The sequence below is a fragment of the Amphritea sp. 1_MG-2023 genome (genome assembly GCF_030547545.1).
Classification (GTDB): Bacteria; Pseudomonadota; Gammaproteobacteria; order Pseudomonadales; family Balneatricaceae; genus Amphritea.
This window is the reverse complement of sequence record NZ_JAUOQE010000050.1, coordinates 1-23,317: the sequence shown is the minus strand read 5'-3', so window position 1 is coordinate 23,317 and position 23,317 is coordinate 1. Positions and strand designations below refer to the sequence as shown.

The 23,317-nt window shown below is 48.0% G+C and carries 20 protein-coding genes; 5 read left to right on the top strand and 15 right to left on the bottom strand.

The window, feature by feature from the left end; genetic code table 11:
* The 9 genes from Q4488_RS17950 to Q4488_RS17910 form a co-directional block, all read right to left on the bottom strand.
* Nucleotides 1–647 (bottom strand): formyltetrahydrofolate deformylase (locus Q4488_RS17950; protein ID WP_303581857.1); only part of this gene is annotated, 647 nt, incomplete at its 3' end.
* Between the two features lie 315 nt (nt 648–962).
* On the bottom strand, nt 963–2,615 hold the full coding sequence (locus tag Q4488_RS17945; protein WP_303581856.1) for an electron transfer flavoprotein-ubiquinone oxidoreductase: 1,653 nt from the start codon (nt 2,613–2,615) through the stop codon (nt 963–965).
* Between the two features lie 39 nt (nt 2,616–2,654).
* A complete protein-coding gene (locus Q4488_RS17940) occupies nt 2,655–3,581 on the bottom strand; it encodes an electron transfer flavoprotein subunit alpha/FixB family protein (protein WP_303581855.1) in 927 nt (308 codons plus the stop codon).
* Nucleotides 3,582–4,331, bottom strand: a complete 750-nt coding sequence (locus Q4488_RS17935; RefSeq protein ID WP_303581854.1) for an electron transfer flavoprotein subunit beta/FixA family protein — start codon at nt 4,329–4,331, stop codon at nt 3,582–3,584.
* Nucleotides 4,332–4,476: 145 nt separating this feature from the next.
* Nucleotides 4,477–6,027, bottom strand: a complete 1,551-nt coding sequence (locus Q4488_RS17930; RefSeq protein ID WP_303581853.1) for a proline/glycine betaine ABC transporter permease — start codon at nt 6,025–6,027, stop codon at nt 4,477–4,479.
* A complete protein-coding gene (locus Q4488_RS17925; RefSeq protein WP_303581852.1) occupies nt 6,020–7,072 on the bottom strand; it encodes a glycine betaine/L-proline ABC transporter ATP-binding protein in 1,053 nt (350 codons plus the stop codon). Before Q4488_RS17925 ends, Q4488_RS17930 begins: the two co-directional genes overlap by 8 nt.
* 122 nt (nt 7,073–7,194) lie before the next feature.
* Nucleotides 7,195–8,148, bottom strand: a complete 954-nt coding sequence (locus Q4488_RS17920) for a glycine betaine ABC transporter substrate-binding protein (protein WP_303581851.1) — start codon at nt 8,146–8,148, stop codon at nt 7,195–7,197.
* A 131-nt stretch (nt 8,149–8,279) separates the two neighbouring features.
* Nucleotides 8,280–9,233, bottom strand: a complete 954-nt coding sequence (locus Q4488_RS17915) for a glycine betaine ABC transporter substrate-binding protein (RefSeq protein ID WP_303581850.1) — start codon at nt 9,231–9,233, stop codon at nt 8,280–8,282.
* Nucleotides 9,234–9,294: 61 nt separating this feature from the next.
* Nucleotides 9,295–11,718: an FAD-dependent oxidoreductase gene (locus Q4488_RS17910; RefSeq protein ID WP_303581849.1), complete on the bottom strand. Its 2,424-nt coding sequence runs from the start codon at nt 11,716–11,718 to the stop codon at nt 9,295–9,297.
* 291 nt (nt 11,719–12,009) lie between these two features.
* On the opposite strand from Q4488_RS17910, the gene Q4488_RS17905 reads away from it, so the two are divergent.
* Both Q4488_RS17905 and Q4488_RS17900 read left to right on the top strand, forming a co-directional pair.
* The gene (locus Q4488_RS17905; RefSeq protein ID WP_303581848.1) at nt 12,010–13,047 is read left to right on the top strand and encodes a LacI family DNA-binding transcriptional regulator; all 1,038 of its coding nucleotides are present in this window, start codon (nt 12,010–12,012) and stop codon (nt 13,045–13,047) included.
* A gap of 304 nt (nt 13,048–13,351) precedes the next feature.
* The gene (locus tag Q4488_RS17900) at nt 13,352–13,702 is read left to right on the top strand and encodes a DUF3127 domain-containing protein (RefSeq protein ID WP_303581847.1); all 351 of its coding nucleotides are present in this window, start codon (nt 13,352–13,354) and stop codon (nt 13,700–13,702) included.
* 665 nt (nt 13,703–14,367) lie between these two features.
* On the opposite strand, the gene Q4488_RS17895 is transcribed toward Q4488_RS17900, so the two are convergent.
* The gene (locus Q4488_RS17895; RefSeq protein WP_303581846.1) at nt 14,368–15,267 is read right to left on the bottom strand and encodes a LysR family transcriptional regulator; all 900 of its coding nucleotides are present in this window, start codon (nt 15,265–15,267) and stop codon (nt 14,368–14,370) included.
* A gap of 549 nt (nt 15,268–15,816) precedes the next feature.
* Between Q4488_RS17895 and Q4488_RS17890 the strand changes: the two genes are divergently transcribed.
* Nucleotides 15,817–16,803: a zinc-dependent alcohol dehydrogenase family protein gene (locus Q4488_RS17890; RefSeq protein ID WP_303581845.1), complete on the top strand. Its 987-nt coding sequence runs from the start codon at nt 15,817–15,819 to the stop codon at nt 16,801–16,803.
* Nucleotides 16,804–16,889: 86 nt separating this feature from the next.
* Nucleotides 16,890–18,269, top strand: coding sequence for an MATE family efflux transporter (locus Q4488_RS17885; protein ID WP_303581844.1), 1,380 nt, complete (start codon nt 16,890–16,892; stop codon nt 18,267–18,269).
* A gap of 542 nt (nt 18,270–18,811) precedes the next feature.
* On the opposite strand, the gene Q4488_RS17880 is transcribed toward Q4488_RS17885, so the two are convergent.
* From Q4488_RS17880 to Q4488_RS18855, 4 genes are all read right to left on the bottom strand, one after another.
* Nucleotides 18,812–19,624 carry an SDR family NAD(P)-dependent oxidoreductase gene (locus tag Q4488_RS17880; RefSeq protein ID WP_303581843.1) on the bottom strand — a complete coding sequence of 271 codons (813 nt, stop codon included), beginning with the start codon at nt 19,622–19,624 and terminating at the stop codon, nt 18,812–18,814.
* A gap of 199 nt (nt 19,625–19,823) precedes the next feature.
* Nucleotides 19,824–20,735 carry a 2OG-Fe(II) oxygenase gene (locus Q4488_RS17875; RefSeq protein ID WP_303581859.1) on the bottom strand — a complete coding sequence of 304 codons (912 nt, stop codon included), beginning with the start codon at nt 20,733–20,735 and terminating at the stop codon, nt 19,824–19,826.
* Between the two features lie 311 nt (nt 20,736–21,046).
* Nucleotides 21,047–21,967, bottom strand: coding sequence for a LuxR family transcriptional regulator (locus Q4488_RS17870; protein ID WP_303581842.1), 921 nt, complete (start codon nt 21,965–21,967; stop codon nt 21,047–21,049).
* 2 nt (nt 21,968–21,969) lie between these two features.
* Complete coding sequence (locus Q4488_RS18855; protein WP_368411593.1) at nt 21,970–22,176, bottom strand: hypothetical protein; 207 nt, start codon at nt 22,174–22,176, stop codon at nt 21,970–21,972.
* Between Q4488_RS18855 and Q4488_RS17865 the strand changes: the two genes are divergently transcribed.
* The gene (locus Q4488_RS17865) at nt 22,148–22,618 is read left to right on the top strand and encodes a gamma-glutamyl-gamma-aminobutyrate hydrolase family protein (protein WP_368411594.1); all 471 of its coding nucleotides are present in this window, start codon (nt 22,148–22,150) and stop codon (nt 22,616–22,618) included. The genes Q4488_RS18855 and Q4488_RS17865 overlap by 29 nt on opposite strands.
* Here Q4488_RS17865 and Q4488_RS17860 read toward each other — a convergent pair.
* Nucleotides 22,609–22,815: a hypothetical protein gene (locus Q4488_RS17860; protein ID WP_303581841.1), complete on the bottom strand. Its 207-nt coding sequence runs from the start codon at nt 22,813–22,815 to the stop codon at nt 22,609–22,611. The two genes, Q4488_RS17865 and Q4488_RS17860, sit on opposite strands and share 10 nt — an antisense overlap.
* Between the last annotated feature and the right edge of the window lie 502 nt (nt 22,816–23,317).

The following is a 23,317-nucleotide window of genomic DNA, read 5'->3' as shown; positions in this document are numbered from 1 at the left end:
GTATGTGCTTGATGGTAGGGTTTTGCGCCCTTGAAGCCCGGCAAAAATGAATGATGAATATTGATCGCTCGACCACTGAGTTTGCGGCACAGGCTATCGCTGAGAATCTGCATATAACGGGCGAGCACCACCAGCTCTGATCCAGTTTCCTCGACAATCGTCATCAGCGCATCTTCTTGAGCTTGTTTATTGTCTTTGGTCACCGGCAGATGCACAAAGCGAATGCCTTCTCGTTCCGCCATCGCTCGCAGATCTTTGTGGTTAGACACAATCGCGGTGATCTCCATATTGATTTCGCCTTTACGTAGACGATAGAGAAGATCATCGAGGCAGTGATCGAACTTACTGACCATGATCAATACTTTGCACGGCGTAGAGGCCGCCTCTAGGCTCCAATCCATAGCAAATTTCTCGGCGACCTCTGGAAACTCACCTTTGAGATCAGACAGTGTATTTTCGCCTGACTCAATATAACCCACGGCACGCATAAAGAAATGCTGCGAATCTTGATCATCAAACTGAGAAAGTTCACTGATGTAACAACCCCGTTCTGAAAGAAAAGAGGTGACGGCAGCCACAATACCGCTACTGGCTTTACATGTGGTTTTAAAGATGAATTTTTGTGGTTCTTCGCTTGCAATTGTCATGGGTGCAACCTTATAAATTGTTTTAAAAATCTGTATGTCCGCCTAGCAGACCGAGGTTAGTACGTTTCAACCAAATGATTAAAAACACTAACGATATTTTTATATTTTAAATACGCGCGTAAAAAGTTCGTGAAAAAAGTTTGTCAAAAAAGCATCACTGTTTATCCGTCCGATCGCAACGTTCACGCTTAAAATACACATCTAAACCGCGAAGCATAACGCTATTCATGGATAGTCAAAAGCCGCACCTTGACTTCATCCATGCGCTAAAAAATGCAAGTGACTTTAACCTTGCTTTAGCGCTCGCTAGCCAGTTCACATGTTAGGATAATTAGGACCACCCGCCCCCTCGGGCGTCACCCAACGAATATTCTGTGTGGGGTCCTTAATATCACAGGTCTTACAGTGCAAACAGTTCTGAGCGTTGATCTGTAACTGCGGCAGATCCTGCTCAGGATCCTCGACAAACTCGTAAACGCCCGCAGGGCAAAATCGCGCTTCAGGCCCCTGATAGCGTTTCCAATTCACCTCCACCGGCGTCGCCTCGTTCAGCAGGGTTAGATGACAAGGTTGATCTTCCTCATGATTGGTACTCGACAGAAAGACCGAGGAGAGCTTATCAAAACTGATCTTGCCATCCGGTTTAGGGTATTCGATCGGCATGCATTCAGACGCAGCCTTCAGCTGGGCATGGTCAGGCTTATTATCACGCAAGGTAAAAGGCAGCTTGCCCTTAAACCAGTTTTGGTCGAGGTAATTGAAAGCGCCTCCCCAAAAAGTGCCAAACTTGTGCATGGCTGGGCCGAAATTACGCGTAGCACGAAGTTCTTCATACACCCAAGAATTGCGTAATGCCTCGCTGAACCCACTGAGTTCTCGGCCACCCTCGGCATCGCCTGATAACGCGTCAAAAATCGTCTCAGCCGCTAGCATGCCGCTTTTCATCGCCGTGTGAGTCCCCTTGATCTTGGCAAAGTTGAGGGTGCCAGCATCACAGCCGACCAACAAACCACCGGGGAAGCACATCTTAGGTAAGGCGTTAAAGCCACCCTTGGTGATCGCACGAGCACCGTAAGAAACCCGCTTGCCACCGGCTAACGTTTGCTGCAATACCGGATGATGCTTGAGACGCTGGAATTCATCGAACGGACTCAGATAGGGGTTCGAGTAACTCAAGTCGACCACCAGCCCTACGACCACCTGATGATTATCACCATGATAGAGGAAGGAGCCACCACTGCTACCTTTCGCCAACGGCCAACCCGCGCCATGGATCACCAAACCCGGCTGATGTTTATCGGGATCGATATCCCAAATTTCCTTGATACCGAGGCCGTAATGCTGAACATCGACATCGCGATTCAGCTCATAGGTCTCCATTAACTGTTTCCCTAGATGGCCGCGACAACCTTCTGAAAATACCGTGTACTTAGCATGCAGTTCCATACCGGCCATGTAGCTATCTTTTTGCTCACCATCGGCACCGATCCCCATGTCACCGGTAGCGATACCCTTAACGGCACCATCCTCACGATAGAGAATTTCGGCGGCGGTGAAGCCTGGGAATATCTCAACCCCCATGGCTTCGGCCTGCTCCGCCAGCCAACGGCATAGATTACCGAGGCTGATAATGTAATTGCCCTCATTATGCATCGTCTTAGGTACAAGACTATTCGGCAATTTTTTCGACCGTTGAGCATCCTGAAACAGGTAAATTTCGTCGCTAGTAACGGGCGTATTCAGCGGTGCGCCCCGCTCTTGCCAATCAGGAAACAGTTCGATTAGAGCACGAGGCTCTAATACCGCACCTGAAAGAATATGGGCGCCGACTTCAGAGCCTTTCTCAACAACACAAATGCTAATGTCCTGCTCCGCTTGCTGTGCTTGCTGCATCAGTCGGCAGGCTGTCGACAGACCAGCAGGGCCAGCTCCCACGATAACAACATCGAATTCCATCGATTCCCGCATGACTTATCTCCTCACAAAATGCGTATTTCAATCTAACCGTTACAGCGCTTGATCTAATTCCGGAACCGCATCAAACAGATCAGCGACCAGCCCATAATCGGCGACTTGGAAGATTGGCGCATCGGCATCTTTATTGATCGCAACAATCACTTTCGAATCTTTCATACCGGCGAGATGCTGAATCGCACCAGAGATACCCACCGCGATATACAGATCCGGTGCGACAATTTTACCGGTCTGCCCTACCTGCATGTCATTCGGCACATAACCCGCATCGACGGCTGCCCGAGACGCGCCCACAGCAGCACCTAATTTATCGGCAACCTTTTCCAACATCTCGAAGTTATCACCGCTCTGCATACCCCGACCACCCGAGATCACGGTATCTGCTGAGGTCAGCTCTGGTCGTTCGGATTCAACCACGCTCTCATTAACAAAAGCAGAAAGTCCAAGCTCTTCTACCGTCGTCAAGATTTCGATGGAAGCGCTTCCATTTTTATCTGCAAGAGAAAACGCCGTGCCGCGAATAGTCATCACCTTAATCGCATCATCAGACTTTACCGTGGCGATGGCGTTGCCGGCATAGATCGTCCGCTTAAAGGTGTCCGCACTTTCAATGCTGATAATGTCTGAAAAAGGGGCCACATCCAGTGCCGCGGCAACACGAGGCAAAATATTTTTACCGTTCGATGTGGATGGCGCAATGATATGCGTATATTCGCTGGCAATAGATTGAATTAAGGCGGCAACATTCTCGGCCAGTTGGCCGTTATAACAAGCATGATCCGCCACTCTAACACGCTTAATACCACTGATTGTCGCCGCAGATTCTGCCGCGCTAGCACAATTTTCACCGGCAACCAGTATATCGATATCACCACCAATCTGAGTGGCGGCAGTGACTGCGTTCAAGGTGATTTCTTTCAAGCTGCCGTTATCATGCTCTGCCATAATTAAAATAGTCATTTAAACTGCCTCCGGTTTAATATTCAATGTCTCTACCAACTCGCTAACCGAGTTCAACAGTACACCTGCTTGACGTGTATCGGGTTCTTCAACTTTCAAAGTTTTAATGCGTGGCGCTAGATCAATACCATAATCTGCGGCAGCTTTAGTCTCGAGCGGTTTACGCTTAGCTTTCATGATGTTGGGTAGCGACGCAAAACGCGGTTCATTAAGGCGTAAGTCACAGGTAATAACCGCTGGTAGATTCAGCGAGATCGACTGCAAACCACTATCAACTTCACGGGTCAGATTCACTTTTTCATCACTCACCTCCAGCTTCGAGGTATAGGTTCCTTGTGCAACCCCCATGATCGAGGCCAACATCTGCCCAGTTTGACCGTTATCCGTATCAATCGACTGCTTACCTAACAGCACTAATCCTATCTCCTCTTCAGCAACCACTTTTGCTGTCAGCTTCGCCACCGCCAACGGTTCAAGTGCTGCATCCGATTCAATCAATATGGCGCGATCAGCACCGATGGCCAATGCCGTTCGTAGTTGCTCTTGAGATTGACTTTCACCAATGGAAAGCGCGATCACTTCAGAGGCAACCCCCGCTTCTTTGAGACGCACGGCCTCTTCGACAGCGATCTCACAAAAAGGATTGATCGCCATTTTGACATTATTCAGATCGACGGCACTGTTGTCGGCATTTACTCGGATAATGACGTTTGGATCCGAAACTCGCTTTACCATTACTAATATTTTCATCGTACACATTCTCTATTTTGTCGTTTCTTAAATGACCCAGCTATTTGGATTAATAAGCCTGTCCATGCATGCCTGAGACCACTATGAAGTCATATCGACGAATAACTCGCGACGCCCCAAAGCAGCTCAAACGTTAATCTTACGGTTAACCTGCGGGCCTGCCTGTTGGTTTAACGCATCCCTGAACAATCCGATCGATAATCATGGCGCAGAACAATATCGCTAGACCGGCTAACAACCCTTGTCCTTTTGCGGCAAATTGCAATGCCATCAAGACATCAGTACCCAGCCCTTCGGCACCAATCAATGAGGCGATCACTACCATCGACAAGCACATCAAGATCGTCTGATTGATACCTGCCATAATATTTGTCATGGCCAGTGGAATCTCCACATCGAGCAACAACTTGCGTCGTGAACAACCAAACGCTAGGGCGCCCTCAACAATAGACGGCGGCACCTGCTTAATACCTAACGCAGTCAAGCGAACGACGGGAGGCATACCGAAGATGATCGTGGCTAAAATACCCGGCGGCTTGCCCGTACCAAAGAAGGCGATAATAGGAATCAAATACACGAAGGCGGGCATGGTTTGCATAAAATCCAATACCGGACGGGCAATCGAATCCACGGTACGGTTTTTTGCACACACGATACCTAAAGGTACCCCGACCAGAACACATAAGGTGGCTGCGGCACCCAATAGGGCAATCGTCGCCATACTCTTTTCCCAATAGCCCAAGAAAGCGAGGTAAGACAACGCGGCTATCGTAAAGATCGCCACCCGCGGCCCCGCCAAACGCCAGGCCATAAACAGGATAACCAGCGTTGTTACCGGCCAAGGCGTATCCACCAGCACGACTTCCAAACCATCCAATAAAATACGAATGCTATAGGTGATGCCATCAAAGAATCCCGCCCCCTGTAATGCGATGGCATCAAACGCTTTATCCAGCCAACTCGATGTCGAGTTAAATATCGCCTTGTTCGCCGGAAACGCCGTTAACCACTCAACCGGCTTAGCCGCTGTGAAACGATACAGCATCAAAGGCAGTATCATCGTCAGCATCGCCAGACCCAATAGGAGGTTGGGATAGCTAAAGCCACTTTTTTCACTATTATTAATTCGCCACTGACAATATTTTTTCTCATAGACGAGGTTAGCAATAAAGCCTTGAATCAGTATCACCAGGATTAAAAACACACTCCCCCAGATCACCAGCTGTTCCGCCCCCTGAGCCGCTTCATTGGCAGCAGCCAGTGCATTGTCGGCGGCGCGCTGTAAATTCTCTGAATTGCGTAATAATGCAGCGGCATTAGCCGCCCCTGCTTCCAAAGCACTCTGTGCTTTGACCGCCATCTCTTGAGATTTATCACTCAAACGGGCCGCTTGTGCCAACTTATCGGCCCCTAATTCACCCCAAAGTCCGCGTCCGAGTTGTACCAGTGAAAACAACAGCGCAAAGGTGCTCAGCCAAAAAAAGCCCCAGATATTCCGCGCGGCGGCCCAGCACGGCCCAAACAAAGCAGCCTTCGGATTAAAAGTAACCGTCAGGCGATTACTGGATTGAATTTTCTCAAACTGAGCGCTGTAATATTCCCCTTGCCGTTCGGTAAAACGATGCACCGACTCGGCCTGCGCATGCTGCATTGAAGAGTCATCACTCACATTCGCTTTTATCGTCGTATTATTCATCCCCCTTCCCCTTAATTCCCGTTAATAATGTATCTTTACTGACAATACCTATATCAACACCCTGTGCATTGGTAATGATAATGGGCAGTGGTGTGGTAATAGAGATATCAATAAGATGCTCAAGGTTGGTATCTTCTTTAGCACGCGGGGCATCAGCCAGACTGATGCCTTCAGGAACCGTATAACTGTTTATTTCCTGCATAATCGAATGCGCACTAATCAGCTTCAAGTTGGAAATCCCTTTGACGAAATCAGCCACATAATCATCGGCTGGTTGCATCACAATTTCCTCGGGGGTGCCTATCTGGATTAGCCGTCCATCTTTCATAATGGCAATTCGATCGCCAATACGGATCGCTTCATCGAGATCGTGGGTGATAAATACGGTGGTTTTCTGCAGCGTTTTAGTCAGCGAGACAAATTGATTCTGTAATTCATGTCGGATCAACGGATCCAATGCACTGAACGGTTCATCCATCAACAAGACTTCTGGATCACTCGCCAGCGCTCGTGCTAATCCGACCCGTTGTTGCATCCCGCCTGAGAGTTGATGTGGCAAACGATCTTCAAAACCGTTGAGGTTGACTAACGATAACGCATGTTGAGAAATCTCCCAGCGTTTGAATTTAGGCACATCCTGCACCTCTAGCGGAAACGCAACGTTATCCAATACCGTCCGGTGGGGTAACAACGCCATATGTTGAAATACCATGCCTATATGCTTGGCTCGCATGCCCCGCAGTTCATCATTGGATAAAGCAGACATATCCCGATCAAGCACCTTAATCGTGCCTGCTGTCGGCTCAATCAAACGATTGAGATGACGGATAAGTGTCGATTTACCACTGCCCGACAGTCCCATGATGCAAAAAATCTCACCTCTTGGCACTGTAAAGGAGACATCAGCGATACCAACAACACAGCTAAATCGCTCTAGCACCGTCGCTTTATCCAACCCTTCTTCATTAATGGCTTTCATTGCCAGCTCGGAATTTTTTCCAAAAATCTTCCAAACATTTTCTAGCTGAATTACATCCGTAGCCATGCTGAGTTTTCTCCTGCTCGTCATTTCTGGCACCTGATCGGCTTACGCGGCTATCGATGCGTTTACATTTGTTTCAACGGCACCGATGCATAACCGCCAAGCTTCAATAACAGATTGTCTGACTATTGCCCCAGCCAAGACTCGATCAAGTTGCTATGTTCTTGCACCCACTCTTTGGCAAGCACTTCGGGATCTTTCTTTTCGACCACCATGGAGTAACTTAAACCACTCACAATCTCTGCTGTTAAGTTAACATTATCCAGCAGCATCGCGGCCTCAGGATGTTTTTCGCTCAACGACTTAGAGTAGTTCACATACAGATTGGCAACAGACCAAGCGCTATCCGCATTGGATTTATCGAACCAATCCGGATCATCTGTCGGCTGCAATACATTCCAAGTATCTGCGTTGTGTTCCGGCTCTTGCAGGAAAACAAGATCATAGAGTGAAAATACGTAATGCGGCGTATAGCAGAAAAACGCATAGGGCTTATTCGCCTTTACCGCAACCTCAAGAGCAGCCCAGTTAATCGGGGTATCGGTAGACACCAAGTCCATGGTTTGATCATAGCCATAGCTTTTGGCACGAATCTTCTCTACCACCGTTGACGCGGCTCCTGGCTCACCAATCCACATCTCTCCCAAGCCATTACCATTACTATCAAACAGCACGGATTTGTCTGGGTCGGTCAAATCATAAATCGATTTTATGGCGTATTTTTCCGATGTTGCTTGAGTTACACAGATCCCTTGCTTCGCTTCAACACCGTGACTACCTTGAAATACAGTGCCTTTTTCTTCGACATACTTTTGATAAAGGTTTTTTTGATTCGGTAACCAGACTTGAGGATGAATATCGATCGAGCCACGATCCATCGCCTCAAAAATAACGGTATTCGTACCGCTTTGCATCGCCACCTCTAAACCAAAGTTTTCTTCCATTACTGTTTTCAAGATATAGGCCGTCGCGGCACCCGAAGGCCAACCCGGTACACCTACAACCACATCCGCGGCATAAGCTGTTGCGCCATTGACGCTAACCACGGCAGCCATAGCCATTGCTTTAATCGCTTTCATTGCATTTCCTATACTTCCAATCTGATATCATTCAATCGCCAGATCAGCTGATCGATGATGTGTTGATGATATCGCCAGCCCTCCTGAGCGATATGCCCAAGAAGACCGGTGATAAAACAATCAATATCAGATTATTGGCCTAACCAAGATTCAACCAAACTGCTGTGTTCTTTAACCCATTCATGAGCCAGTGCTTCTGGGTCTTTCTTCTCGACCACCATGGAATAACTCAAATCACTGACAATATCGGCGCTGAATTGAACGTTCTTCAATAACATAGCGACTTCTGGATGGCTTTCTTGCAGTGACTTAGCGTAATCCACATACAAATGAGCCACCGGCCATGCACTATCAGCGTTCGATTTAGCCAACCAATCAGGATTATCGGTAGGCTGCAGCACATTCCAAGTATCCGCATTGTGTTCTGGCTCTTGCAGGAACACGAGGTCATAGACTGAAAATACGTAATGCGGCGTATAACAGAAAAAGGCATATGGCTTACCCGCTTTATCTGCGGCATCCAATGCTGCCCAGTTAATCGGGGTATCGGTAGACACTAGGTCCATGGTTTGATCATAGCCATAACTTTTGGCACGAATTTTTTCCACCACCGTTGACGCGGCACCCGGCTCACCAATCCACAACTCTCCCAAACCATTGCCATTAGTATCAAAAAGCACGGACTTGTCTGGATCGGTCAAATCATAAATCGATTTTATAGCGTACTTTTCCGATGTTGCTTGAGTTATACAGATACCTTGTTTTGCTTCGACACCGTGGTCGTTTTGCACTACAGTCCCGCGCTCTTCAACGTACTTCTTATAAAGATTATTTTGATTAGGTAACCAAACTTCAGGATGAACGTGCATCGAATCACGATCCATCGCCTCAAAGATAACCGCATTGGAGCCGCTTTGCGTCGCGACATCCAATCCGAGGTTCTCTTCCATCACCGTTTTAAGAATGTATGCAGTGGCAGCAGCAGAAGGCCAACTTGGCACCCCCACCACGACATCAGCAGCGTGCGCTGCGATGCCGTTAAAGCTGAATACTGCGGCGACTGTCATTGCTTTAATTGCTTTCATCGTCATTCCTTCCGCTGTGTTGTGTTGTGTTCTGTTGTGTCAATTGCTTACTCATCTATTCTTATGATCGAACGCAGACGTTTTCTGGGTCGAACAGTGAATCAGCAACGACAGTGGCAGCATAAGGCTGACCAATGATGTCCACATCAACCGTAGATCCTTCAGCAGCATATGCCGGATCAACAAAGCCCATCACAATGTTCTTCTGCACACGATGTCCATAGCCCGCAGATGTCACGGTACCAATGACCTTGCCATCGATGCAGATAGAATCGCCTGGGTGAGCCGCAGCTGTTTCGCAATCAACAGTCATCGTGACGAACTGTCGGCGAGCAGGTTGTCCAGCCTTAGCCAACAATGCTTCTTTACCCGGGAAGCTTTCTTTATCCATATTAACGAAACGGTTCAAAGAGCTTTCAAAGGGATCAAATTCAGTAATCAGATCCGCTTTCCAATGACGGTAACTCTTCTCGAGACGCATTGATTCTGTTGCCAAGCCACCGAAAGGTGCCAAGCCAAACTCTTCACCCGCTTCAGTCAGCAGAGTATGAACCAACAACAGCTGTTCATTCGGTATGTGTAATTCCCAACCCAATTCACCGCTAAAGCTAACACGCATTGCCATCGCTTCTGCATGACCGATGAAGACAGACTGAGCGGTAAGCCAAGGGAAGGCCGCTTTTGACCAATCGGTACGAGGAGACAGCTTAGCCAACAGCTCACGAGACTTAGGACCCGCCACCACCAGAATCGTGTGTGAATTGGTCATAGGCACAATTTCAACACCGCCATCTTTCGGCAGACGCGTGCGCAGCCAATCCATATCATGGTACTCAGATGCCGCCGCTGAACCGTACCAGAAACGATCTTCTGCCAGCTTAGCCAGGGTTGCTTCACCTAAGACATTACCTTTGTCTGTCAGGAAGTAGCACAGACCCACTCGGCCCACTTTTTTCGGCACATTAGAGCACATCAGACTATCAAGCCACTCAGCCGCTTTTGGTCCTTTGATTTCGTAACGGTTAAAGCCGCTGACTTCCATCAGACCAACACGCTCATTTACCGCCTTAACTTCTTCGGCAACAATTTTGTCTACGTCAGTGAAGCTGAAGCTGTGCTTGAATTCGAAGTCAGCATCCGGCTTGAAGAATAGAGTCCGTTCCCAACCATTAACCACACCAAACTCTGCATTCTGCTGTTTCAGGATTGGATAGATAGGCGTGGTTTTTGCCAACCGGCCGGCAGGACGGAATTCATGAGGCATGTGGAAGCGGAATTCGTTTTGATAATCTTCAACCGCTTTAAGCGCAGTCAGTTCGGTATTCGCGTGACGGGTGAAACGTGCCGGATCAAGACACCAAGTATCCCACTCAGACTCACCATGAACGATAATTTCAGCCAGAATCTTACCGTGTCCACCGCCTTCACCCAGACCGGCCCGCAAACCAATAATCGAGTAAGCATTGTCCAGACCAGGAGTTTTACCAACGAGTGGTAAGCCATCAATAGTATAAGTAATCGGGCCGTTAACAATGCTGCGAATACCGGTGCGTTCCAGACAAGGCATACGCTTGAAAACACGTTCCATATTATCCAGACAGCGATCAAGATCATCAGGACAGAGTGCGTTAACAAAGTTTGGATCGATGCCATCCATACCCCAAGTCTTACAGCGCTGCTCGTAGATACCGACCAACAAGCCATCTTTTTCCTGACGGCTATAGAAGTCATCCAGAGGATCACGCAGCAATGGAACACGCTTACCAAAATCCTGTATTTCAGGGATCGCATCGGTTAGGAAGTACATGTGCTCCATGGAGGTAACCGGGTATTGAATACCCAGCATTTTACCGATCTCGTTAACGCGATAGCCGCCCGCGTTAACGATCTTCTCACAGGTAATATCGCCATCTTTGGTCTGCACAACCCACTCGCCGTTCGGCTTTTGATAGATATTTTCAACGGGATTGTTGCGATAGATTTCAGCACCGGCTTTACGCGCACGACGCGCCAACGCTTGACACAGTTGCGCCGGATCGATATCGCCGTCAAGCGGATCCCAAAGGCCGCCCATTAGCTCATGAGTTTCAATCAGCGGATGGCGTTCGGCACACTCCGCCGCATCCAGTAGCTCAAAATCAACCCCCATCCCTTTCGCCACGGACATGAAGTGCTTGTAGCCATCCAAATGATCCTGAGTGGAGGCTAGACGGATACCACCTGAAGCGTGATGATAATTGATCGGGTAATCAGGATCGTCAGCTAACTCTTTATAAAGTTTGATACTGTGGCTTTTCAAACCAACCATCGTTTGCACAGCACCAAAATTTGTCACCTGCGCAGCAGAATGCCAAGTGGTGCCCGATGTCAGCTCATTACGCTCGATCAGTACAACGTCATTCCAACCCTCTTCGGTCAGATGGTAAAGGGTGCTGCATCCTGCGATTCCGCCCCCGATAATGACGACTCTGTAATGGGATTTCATATTGATTAACTCTCCTGATTCTTCACAAAAACGATGACGTTAACTCGGATCGCTCCTCTCCCTCACGGCATACTTTTTGCCAACTTGGGAGCCTCAAAAACAAAATGAAAGCGATTTCATTTGCATTCAAATTAAGCATGAATCTGATGGGAGTCAACCATTTTTATTGAAATCAATTGAATTTTTAACTTCAGAGAAAAAACGCACAAAATGCAGGCATTAAACAAAATATTGCCTTATTTTCGTGCTTTTGCTTTAATAAGCGCTTATTCAGCCAGCTAAAAATTACCGATGAAAGCGACAGACATTAATCTCAGTAAATCTGCCACAATGGGTGATGTTGCCCGTGCAGCAGGCGTTGCACCGGCAACCGTCTCTCGTTATCTCAATAACCCTGACGTCGTTAGTCCAAAAACGAAACACAAAATCGATCAAGCAATTCGAGCGATGAATTACGTGCCACATGCAGCAGCACGCACCCTAGCCTCAAAAAAATCGCGCATGATTGGTGCAATCGTTCCATCACTCGACAGCAACCTTTTTGCCCCTGCCCTCGAAGCCTTTCAAAGTCAGGTATCAAAGGCCGGCTACACACTGGTCGTGGCCTCCGATAATTACGATGCCGAACAGGAATTCAAACATATCAATCAGATGGTATCGCACGGTATTGATGCCTTACTGCTCGTCGGCAGTTCCCATGATGAAGCGATCTATCAGTTGCTTAAAGCAAAACAAATACCCTATGTATTAACCTGGACCACAACCCCTCAGGAAGAACATCCCTGTATCGGCTTTAACAATAAAATAGCCGCCGCTAACGTTGCTAACTACTTAATGGATCTGGGACATACAAAGTTCGCCATGATCTCAAATAATATCAAGCGCAATGACCGAGCTCACAAGCGACTCTTGGGCGTGCGTGATGCCCTAGCCCTACGCGGCCTGAGCATGTCAGACGAATACCTCGTGGAAAGGCCTATCAGCGCGGAACAAGGACGCGAAGCTTTCCGGCTGCTGATGTCCCGCTCAGAACCGCCGACCGCCATTATCTGCGGCTCGGAACCGTTCGCCTATGGCGCTATTTTCGAGAGTAAACATCTCGGCCTAGAGGTTCCCCGAGATGTCTCTATCACCGGTTTTGATGATATGTGGTTGGCTTCTCTTATCACTCCAAGCTTAACCACCGTCAGAACTCCGCAACAAAAAGTAGGCGCGCTGGCCGCCGATTACTTGATTGCCAAATTAACCGGTAAGGATGTCGCGTTGCCCACGCCACTGGAAGTCGAGATCATTGTCCGCGAGTCTTGCGCGCCTCCGTCTAAACACTGATGCCGCGGTTATGCCGTACGTCATCAGCACCGATTGAGTCATGCTGATGGCGTTACCGCCTCAATAAGCACAATATCAGTTTACTCAGACGCTTGACTGATAAGCCTTACTCGGGGATCACCTCATACCCCTGATCGTCCCATCCTGATCGAAGATCAAACGATACACATGAACAACGGTCTCACGCTATTTTAGCCCGAATGACAATGCATAAAAGCGGAAAAAAGCGGCTAATAGAGAGGTAATGTTCGCCCTTTTCTGCTTTAATTCATCGCTGCAATAGACTTCTTAAAGGTAGGAAATAATGGCTTACGAGTTATCGGGTAAAGTTAAATTAATTCAGGACCCTCAAACATTCAACAGCGGTTTCACTAAGCGAGAAATGGTGGTCATCGTTGAGGATGGTAAGTATCCGCAAGAAATTAATCTTGAGTTCGTTCAAGACAAAGTGAGCTTACTTGATAACCTTCACGTAGGGCAGGAAGTCACGGTCACCTTTGATATTCGTGGTCGTGAATATAATGGTCGTTACTTCAACAACCTTCAAGCGTGGAAAGTCGAGACCAACGCCGTTGACAGCCATATGAATCAAGAACAACCGGCTTTTGACAACAATGTACCCGACGTTGCCTTCGATGATGATATTCCATTTTAGACCCTGTTTCATATAAACAAGCCACTCGGCTCGCGCTTAAACGACGATACAGTGCAGGTTAACGCTGAGCGAGCAGATACGAGGCATCTCAGCTTTGTGCTGCCCACTTAAGCAAACCACCTGCCCTATCGCTTTGAGCACACTTGAAAGAGTATCGCTGCATGAACGAGGGTGACAAACTTGCGAGGCATAATGCTTGCCCTTGACGGTAGCCCTCATGCAGAGCAACCACTTCCCGCGGTGCTAAACGTTTTCTCATCAGTCATCAGCAACGCGAGGGAACGTCTTTCCATGAACAGCCTCACCCACGCCTTTATCTAGTCGACTCAAGCGTCTGTTCAACTATCTACTCAACCACCGATGCCTAAATACTGCTTGGCAGATCGGCTACTGCATCGACACTCGGAGCGGCACCCGTCTGATGGTGAGTCGAGCGGCGGTCGATCGCATCAATGCAGCGAAACAAAAAAGCGCTAAGAGACCGGGTTAAACTCAGACTCGTAAAGTAAACTCATACAGCACCTGAATATTAAGATTAAGAAGACGACTATCAAGCCGCAATAATAGTCGCCATGTACCCAAGCAAGATGGTTGAACACGTTAATGGATACAGACAGAGTCAATTCAGCTACATCTTTCGAACATCGAGCAACAGGGATGAAAAGTCAGGCTTGAGCATCCCAATAAACGGGCTCTTTAAAACACTCCGCATAATAATCAATAAATGCTCTGACCTTTGGTGCCAACAAGCGTGAGCTAGGATAAACGGCCCACACCGCGGTATCTGATACAAGCGGGTAATCTCGTAATACCCTCATCAGCTCTCCTTTTTCTAGCTGCTCATAGACACTCCAGATTGAGCTAACCGAGATCCCCAAGCCATCGACGCAAGCATCTCTAACAGCCTCACCATTATCAGTACGGAAACGCCCCGCAGCTCTCATAACCTGTTGACCATCTGGGGTATCAAAAGTCCAGTTTTCCAGTCCCATCAACGTGATACAACGATGTTTGACTAAGTCTTGTGGCGATTCAGGTTCACCAAATTCGGCCACATAACTCGGCGATGCACACAGGATACGATCATCGGATGCCAACTTACGCGCAATTAGCGTTGAATCTTTCAGTTCCGCGATACGCACCGCAATATCAAAACCACCTTCGACCATATCGATGATTGAATCAGATAAACGTAGGTCAACATTCAGATCGGGATAACTGTCCAAAAAACCTTTCAAAGCAGGTAGCAGATGCATACGACCAAACGAAGCCGAAGCTGACACCCGCAATGTACCTGAAGGCAGTCCCTTACCCACCCCCACCGCCCCCCGAGCCGCTTCGACACTGGCCAGCACCTCGACCGCATGAGGCAAAAAGTCTTTACCCTCTTCCGTCAACGCGACTTTGCGAGTGGTGCGATGCACCAGCCGGACGCCTAACCCCTGTTCCAGTTTATTGATATGCGCGCTGGAAACTGCAGGCGATAAGCCCAGCTCCAGCCCCGCCTGACTGATATTATGAGTAGCCGCCAAACGCACGAAGAGCTTCAGATGTTCTATATTCATCGCAATTTATCAACTAAATATTGAAAATGATTTCATTTAACGCATTATTATCAATATATATTAGCAATCAAAGTGATCGTTATTCCAGAAAAACTAACCACGATTCTGCGCACATCATTCATGGCTCTCCTAATCAGCGGTCTATACCTGCTGCTGAGAAGCCTCTCTTATCAACATCTTAGAAGTACTGGGATAGCGTTACATTCGAATTTAACGGATAAACGGCTGACCGAACACAGTACTGCATCACCTCGTTAACAACAGAGATCCGTTTACTAAAACAGATCAACATCGGCTTATTGCTAAAACGTCATCGCCTTCTATCGCGTCCTGCTCTGAGAGCCACAACACACGCATAGGCAAGGCTGTTTAAATAGCCAGATAAACCCGCTCATCATCCCGCGTGGTGTTCTAGCCAAGATAGAGTAAAGCGGCTGCCGAATCAGACATTATAAACAATATCTATAAACTGATTCTGTAAAACAACCAATTATCATCATTAGGCACATCAATTAAAGTGACTGCTATCAACTTATGAGGACTGCATACATGAAAGCAATGATTATCCGTGAATTTGGTGGACCTGAAGTATTTGAACAGGCTGAAATCCCAACACCTGTGGCTCAGGCAGGTCAGGTACTCGTTCGTATCGCCGCCAGCAGCGTCAACACCGTGGATACGATGATTCGTCAAATGGGGCCAGAACTACCGTTATCCCCTAAACCACCCGCCGTACTCGGTATGGACTTTGCTGGTACGATCGAAGCGGTGGGCGAAGGCGTCACCAACTTTGCAGTGGGCGATGAAGTTTATGGATGTGCCGGAGGGCTTTGTGATCTTCAGGGTACACTGGCTGATTATATCGCCGCCGATGCACGTCTGATTGCTAATAAGCCTAAGAATCTCTCTATGCGTGAAGCAGCTGCGATTCCTCTGGTTGGTATTACCGCATACGAAGGCCTGCAACGGGCAGGTATTTCTGCGGGACAGAAAGTATTAGTCCATGGGGGTTCTGGTGGTGTAGGTCATATTGCATTACAACTAGCAAAGCATTTTGGTGCGGATGTTTATGCAACCGGCGGTGGTGATAATCAACTAGCACTGATCGAAGAGTTAGGCGGACAAGCCATAAACTACAAAACTGAAGCGGTTGCTGACTACGTAGAAAAATATACCGATGGTGCCGGCTTCAATCTGGTGTTTGACTCGGTTGGCGGTGAAAATATGACCAACTCATTCGATGCCGCAGCACTTAATGGTCAGGTAGCTTCTACTGTATCTATGGTAGAGCTGGATCTAACAATGGCACACTTTAAAGGCCTGTCATTGCACGTCGTATTTATGCTAATCCCGATGATCCATAACCACCGCCGTGAAGTTCATGGTCAGATTCTTACTAAGCTGGCTGAAATTATTGAAGCCGGAGGCATGAAGCCAGTACTGGATAAGCTGAACTTCTCACTGAATGAAGCGGGTAAAGCCCACGAGCGTCTTGCCAGTGGTCAAGGTATGGGAAAAGTTGTTATCGATCACTAATGTCACCCTACTCTCTGCGGTCAACGAGTACCGCAGAGCCCTCCGCAGAGACCCTCCGCATAAGCCGATCAAAGCCGAGAGAATCCATGGCTATATTCAACAATCCACAGAGCAGACAACTATATCAGATGACTTGGCCGATGCTGATCGGCATGTTGGCTATCGCCAGTAATCAGTTGATTGATAGCGCGTTTATCGGTCAGCTGGGTTCTCAGCCGCTGGCAGTGGTCGGCTTCAGTATGCCAATCTATCAGGTAATCATCGGTATTCAAGTGGGACTGGGTATCGCAACCACCTCTCTGATTTCCCGTGCGTTAGGTGCCCAACAAGAGCATTATGCGCAGCAGTTAGGCTGCCTGATTATCATCACCGGTTTTCTCCTGATGACACTGCTGTGCCTATTACTGTGGCATATTCAACAGCCTATCGCGATCAACCTAGGGGCCGATAAGAGTCTGCTACCGTTGCTCAGGGCTTACTGGATGCCCTGGCTGCTCAGCTGCTGGCTGGGTGCAATGCTCTACTTCGGTTTCAGTATCCTCAGAGCTCGGGGAGACACTCGCCTGCCCGCGACGGCGCTGGTATTTTCCAGTCTGATGAACATCGCACTGGATCCTCTGTTCATATTTGTTTTTGATTTAGGTTTGGCTGGCGCAGCGTGGGCTACGGTCAGTGCCTTCACTGGCGGATGTCTGATCATCTACAAGCCAATAATCAAGCGTCAATTAATACGCCTACCCAGTACGATAAACATGATCGTGACTGCACTGAGGCGCCTATTCTCGTTTATGACGCCTGCCTTACTGAGCCAGTTCATTCCACCGCTTTCTGCTCTGCTAGCAACAGCACTGGTTGCAACTTTTGGTAACGAGGCTGTAGCAACGTGGGGACTGGGCAACAGAATCGAGTTTTTTTCCATCATCCTCGTGTTATCCCTCACCATGTCCATGCCAGCGATGATTGGTTGTTTAATGGGGGAAAATAATCTGACGGGGATCGATCAGCTTATCCGTATAGCGATCAGGTTTATCATTCTCTCTCAGGTCATCATCGCGCTTATCACGGCACTGCTATCGGTCGCCATCAGCTCAGCACTAACAACCGATGCCACGATTGCGCAGCAGTTCAATCAATACCTGCTGCTGGTTCCTATCAGCTATAGCGGCCTAGGTATCAGCATGTTACTGGTTTCAGCCTGCTGTGCGATGGGCATGCCGGGACTGGCACTCATCATGTCCGCATTACGCTTACTGGTGTGCTATCTCCCTCTACTGTGGCTCGGTGCCGAGTCTGGTGGTTTAATTGGTCTGTTTATCGGTGCTGCAGCGGGCAATTTTTGTGCCGGCTATATGAGCTGGTTAGTGTATCAAAACCATTTAAAACACCTGCACGCTCAGCAGCAGAGTCACTCAGGTTATCAATCTATGCTGAATATTCAGCGGTGTCCTGAGGGAAGCGAGGTCTGAAAATGACTATCAATAAACGGATGTTACTTCTGTTTACCACTCACAGCAGCGATACGAAAAGCACCCGTCGCTGTTGCAATCGGCATCGACGACTTTAACGCTGCCTCAGGCATCGATGACACGCACTGTGCTGGGTTGAAAGATTGAACATCCGACGTTGCTTATTATCTCAATCGATAATCGAGATTGAGCGGAAAAATAGCGCGACCTTAAATACAGCGCCCCTCTCTGAGAACTCCGATTCGCGCTCCTTGACTCACTCCGCAGGACGATACTCAAGCGCCCCAACGGCCATCGGTAACGACGCTGCTCAACACTGCACAGATCGAGCATTAAAGAGTACCGATAACAAAACGGTCAGATAAAAATCTGACCGTCTGTTTGGCGCCTCAATCCCATATATGTCCGCCCTTCGGGGCTTTCAGAGAAGCAGGATCTCAGCGTTAACATTTTTCGACGTACAACCAGTATGCCTGTCACTGTTGCCTTGATCTCTAACTTCTCTGTAAGCCAGAGGCCTCATTGACTTATTCGCACCTTCCTTAGACGCTCAACTTTTTGATCACTGACTCTATCCCAGCCACGACCCCTATCACTTTCGCCTGATCCTGAACGTCTGGATGCGGATTAGAAAACTGACCCGCATCATTATCAAAGTACTGACCAGACGCCGTGGAAAATTCATCGGACAGCGCCGCACGGATAAGAATATCAGCGCCGATACTCAGATCATTCCCAGCCACACCAAAACCTTCCTTAACCATCTTACTGGCCAACAGCGAACCGGGGTTTACGGCAATAATGACTGGCCCCTGATCACCCAACAACTGCGCCATACTCTGTGACCACATAGTTAATGCGAGTTTACTCTGCGCATAGGCACTGAAATCATCGGCAACTCTTACATCACCCGCCAATGCTTTAAGATCAACCGGCGCTTGCGCTGCGGATGATAGATTTACTACCCGCCCAGTATTGCCTAACAAAGGCAGCAAGCGCTGAGTTAACAGATATGGCGCAAAGGTGTTGACGACAAAGCGCAGATCTATACCGCCATCCGTCATTGCTTCAGTGGTTTTAAAAATGCCCGCATTATTTACCAGCACATCAATCTGATTGTATTTTTCAGACACCGCATTCGCCAGCGCCACCACATCGGTCAAGCGTGACAGATCAGCGACGAAACCATCGACCTGCGCCGCCGATGAAGCGGATATCAGTTCCTGCTGGACGTTGGCAAGCTTCGCCGGGTTCCGCCCATGCAGTATGACTTTATGACCCTCACCGATCAGCTTTCTCGCCGTGGCTAAACCAATACCGTCGGTAGAACCGGTAATAAAAATTGTTTTACTCATCTGTCTCTCCAATAGCCAGACCTAGGCTTATACCCACAGTCTGGCAGTAATTCTTCAGTCGCAGCTTCAGAGCCGACTCAATATCAGCCTAGCTAAAGCGTCGTTTGCTTTTTCATCACATCCATAAACACCGGGAATATGCTTAAATATATTCGTTAGCATTCAAACAGCCAGCATTCACAGACTCAGATTTCATCTCTTAAAAAGGCGCAAAATCATCATACTCTGCCGGTTGCACAGTCCAACGCTGACGCGCATCAGTCGCTAAGCTCGGTGTGCAATGAAACGGTATTTGCCCATCATCACCATATAACCACATGACTAAGTTGGTGCGCTCACCATCGGTTATAGGCTGTGTAGCGTGTGCAACGTTGCCACGGTGAATGATTGCACTACCAGGCTTAAACACTTGCCTATTCATACGGCCCGTGACCGGATCAAGAAAATCAACAGCAGATCCTGCAAACGCCTCCCCAGGCAAGTTCAGATTGATATTCAGTGTCACTGCAGACGCGTCCGTGTGCAGACGAAGAGAGCTATCCCCACCAGCCTGATACTTAATTGAAAAGCCAAACGTCTGCGTGTCGTATCCCATCACTTCAGGGAACAAGAGACGGCCGATTGGTCGCATATAATTATCCAAAAGTTCACGGTAGAACGCCTGAAAGCCGGGCACAGCAAGAAACCCCTCAGAACGAGGATCAAGCATCGCGCCACCGCTGTTCAATACAATCCCGTAGGGCGGTCGAAGCGGAATCTTTGCACTCGATACTACTTCTAAGTAATTACGTAAGTCTGCCAGCCGTTCGGGATCGAAGAACTGGCTCAGGAAAACGCCAGGACTTACTTCCTGCCATAGATCCCGCACAGACGATTCAGTTGCTGGGTCCTCCCATGCCTGAACAACAGCGTCACGCAGGTTCGCATCAAGCAAAGCATCATCGAGAATAATAAGCCTTTCTTTCTCATTCTCTTCCCACTCGCGCCATGCACCGCTCAGTAAATCTCTATTGCTGTCCCAAAAATGTTGCACCGACCGATCACGATTAAGCATCGCTTCTCGCGATGGTAAATCCAAAGCGCGTACTTGCAGTAATTGATTAAGCGACATATCTCGCACCAACCCTCTCTCGATAATTGTTTTATGAGCTTTATGTCACTTAATTTATTACATTCCTTTATGTATACAAATAAGCCAAATAACAAAACAGTATCAATAATTTATATATAATAAACCAGTATTGAACATATTTATTCGAGAATCCGATCTGTATCCCCCTGAAAAAGTGACGTCGGGTCTATGTCTTTCAAATGCGCTAAGAACAGATTGAAGATCGCTGCTTGAGAGGAGGTATTCAAGCGCGTATGCACATTCTTGCGATGTACCTTAACAGCCCCTAAGCTAAGGAAGGTGCGAATAAGTCAATTACGCCTCTGGCTTACAGAGAAGCTGGAGATCAAGGCAACCGTTACAGGCATACTGGTTGTACGTCGAAAAATGTTAACGCTGAGATCCTGCTTCTCTGAAAGCCCCGAAGGGCGGATATTAGAATGATCATCTACTTTGTCAGCCAGCTTGAAAAGGTCCAGACATTTCGCTGCACTGGCTTTCGCGTATCTGGCCATTATAATGTCCGCAGAGAATATAACGGACTTATTCGCACCTTCCCTAATGCTCAGTTCTCTAGCGATAGCCTTGGACGAATGCCCTTGCAACATCAGGCCGGTAACCTGTTGTTCTCGAGTCAGAACGCCACGCGCAAAACTGCTCATCGCCTGTTTTATGGCCCCCTCAGTTTTCTCATATTGGATATAATCTTGGGACTGAGCGACCCAGAATTGACGTACCAGGGACTGGATAACCGGATACATCTTATTTAAGCGGCTCAGCTCAGCCCGCGTAATGGTGCCGCGATTTGTTCTTCGACCCAAGCAGATAGTGCATGTCACATGATTATCTAACATGATCGACAGGTTAATCTCATCGATCAGATCAAACTCTTTATAACAGCTCAGGTTATATTCCGTCGTTGTAAAATTATCCGGCGCGATATCGATCAGACGACTAACGCCATCACTCAGTTTACCCTCCCGTATGGCATTAAACACAGGGTCAAGTATATAAGCCCCGTTGATGTAGTTATGCAGGGTGATACTCTGTTCTGCCGGATTAGTGGGGGAGATAATTATCGGTTTCAGCGACTTCTTGCAGGTGATCATTAGCATAGTGTCAAAATAACACTGAGTCGCCAAAAGCCGTTCGAGTGCACCACTGAAACTGGGTAAGCGGATATGATCAATAACTGTAGCCAGATCCTGACTCCAGGCTGACTCATTGACCACCTTCAACAACCTTTGCTCCGCAGATAGTTATCACATAACTCAATCAATCGTTTTGACCCAAAACTATGATCATGCCCACCGTGAACCACGGACACCGGCAGGTCTCGCAGACGCCTAATGGTCTTAATATAATCTTCGACAACACTATCGTCCGCATTATCGATTAAAGGGCCGTCATAAATAGCATCTCCGGAAAATAAGATACCCATCTTAGGTGTCTGTTTTGGTCATCAACTACTGGTGCATGTACTGGGTGGAACGGTTGGGCAAAATCCCAACGGGGCGGAGTTTGGTGTCGTCGACCTCATGAAGCATCAAGCGGCCAATCATGATCCGTTATTCAAAGACTTCCCTGACATCATGAGTATGTATGTGTTTCATTACGAATCCGTTCTGCAGTTACCCTCAGATGCCGTCGTCCTCGCCTCTAATAGCCATGATCCCTATCAAGCTTTCCGTTACGGACAAAACATCTGGGGCGTGCAGTTTCATCCAGAATTCGACTCTGAAATTATGGAGCATGCCATCGATGTCTATGGCTGTGCGATGAAAGACGCTAATTATGATCTAACTCATCTACGACAAAATAATGTGGATAGCGGGCAGGGCCACACCCTGCTGAGACGTTTCATCAAGGCGGCCTACGCATAAGATAACGTCACACGGCACTCATGATCGGCATAAACCGGATAACGACTCAAAAACAGCTGCTCACGTTTCACAAAGCGCGTTATTTTGCAGTCGATGTTTTCTGTCGATATGCATCCACGGGTAAAAGCAACGACCCGATCACAACCAAGCAGGGTGACCGAGTAACGATGCCCCTGCAACAAGTGCCGATCGGCCATTTAGCCTACGGCAAACGACCCAAGCGCTTGCCTATTCAGGCTCGACACTCAAACAGCCTTGGGGATGGCCTTTTCGAGCACCATAAAAACGCCTACCGCGACCAATGCTAAGCCCATAATTGATAACGCTTATACCAGCGACCAACGGTATCAGGGTGGACATTGAGCAACGCGTCAATCTCTTGGAAGATTTACCCTTCTCACGAAATGTAACAGCTTGCTGCCGTTTAAGTTCTTGTTACTCGGTGCTGAGCTTACGTGCATCTGTTATCATGATTAAAGCAAATGTAAAATACCGCTTAGCTAATACTTCAATGAGGTAGGGAGCCTGCATCATGAATAAACCCGTTTTCATACCGACTGACTCGAGTTAGTTATGGAAGGTGCGAATAAGTCCGTTATGTTCTCTGCGGACATTAGAATGCCCAGATACGCGAAAGCCAGTGCAGCGAAATGTCTGGACCTTTTCAAGCTGGCTGACAAAGTAGATGACCATTCTAAT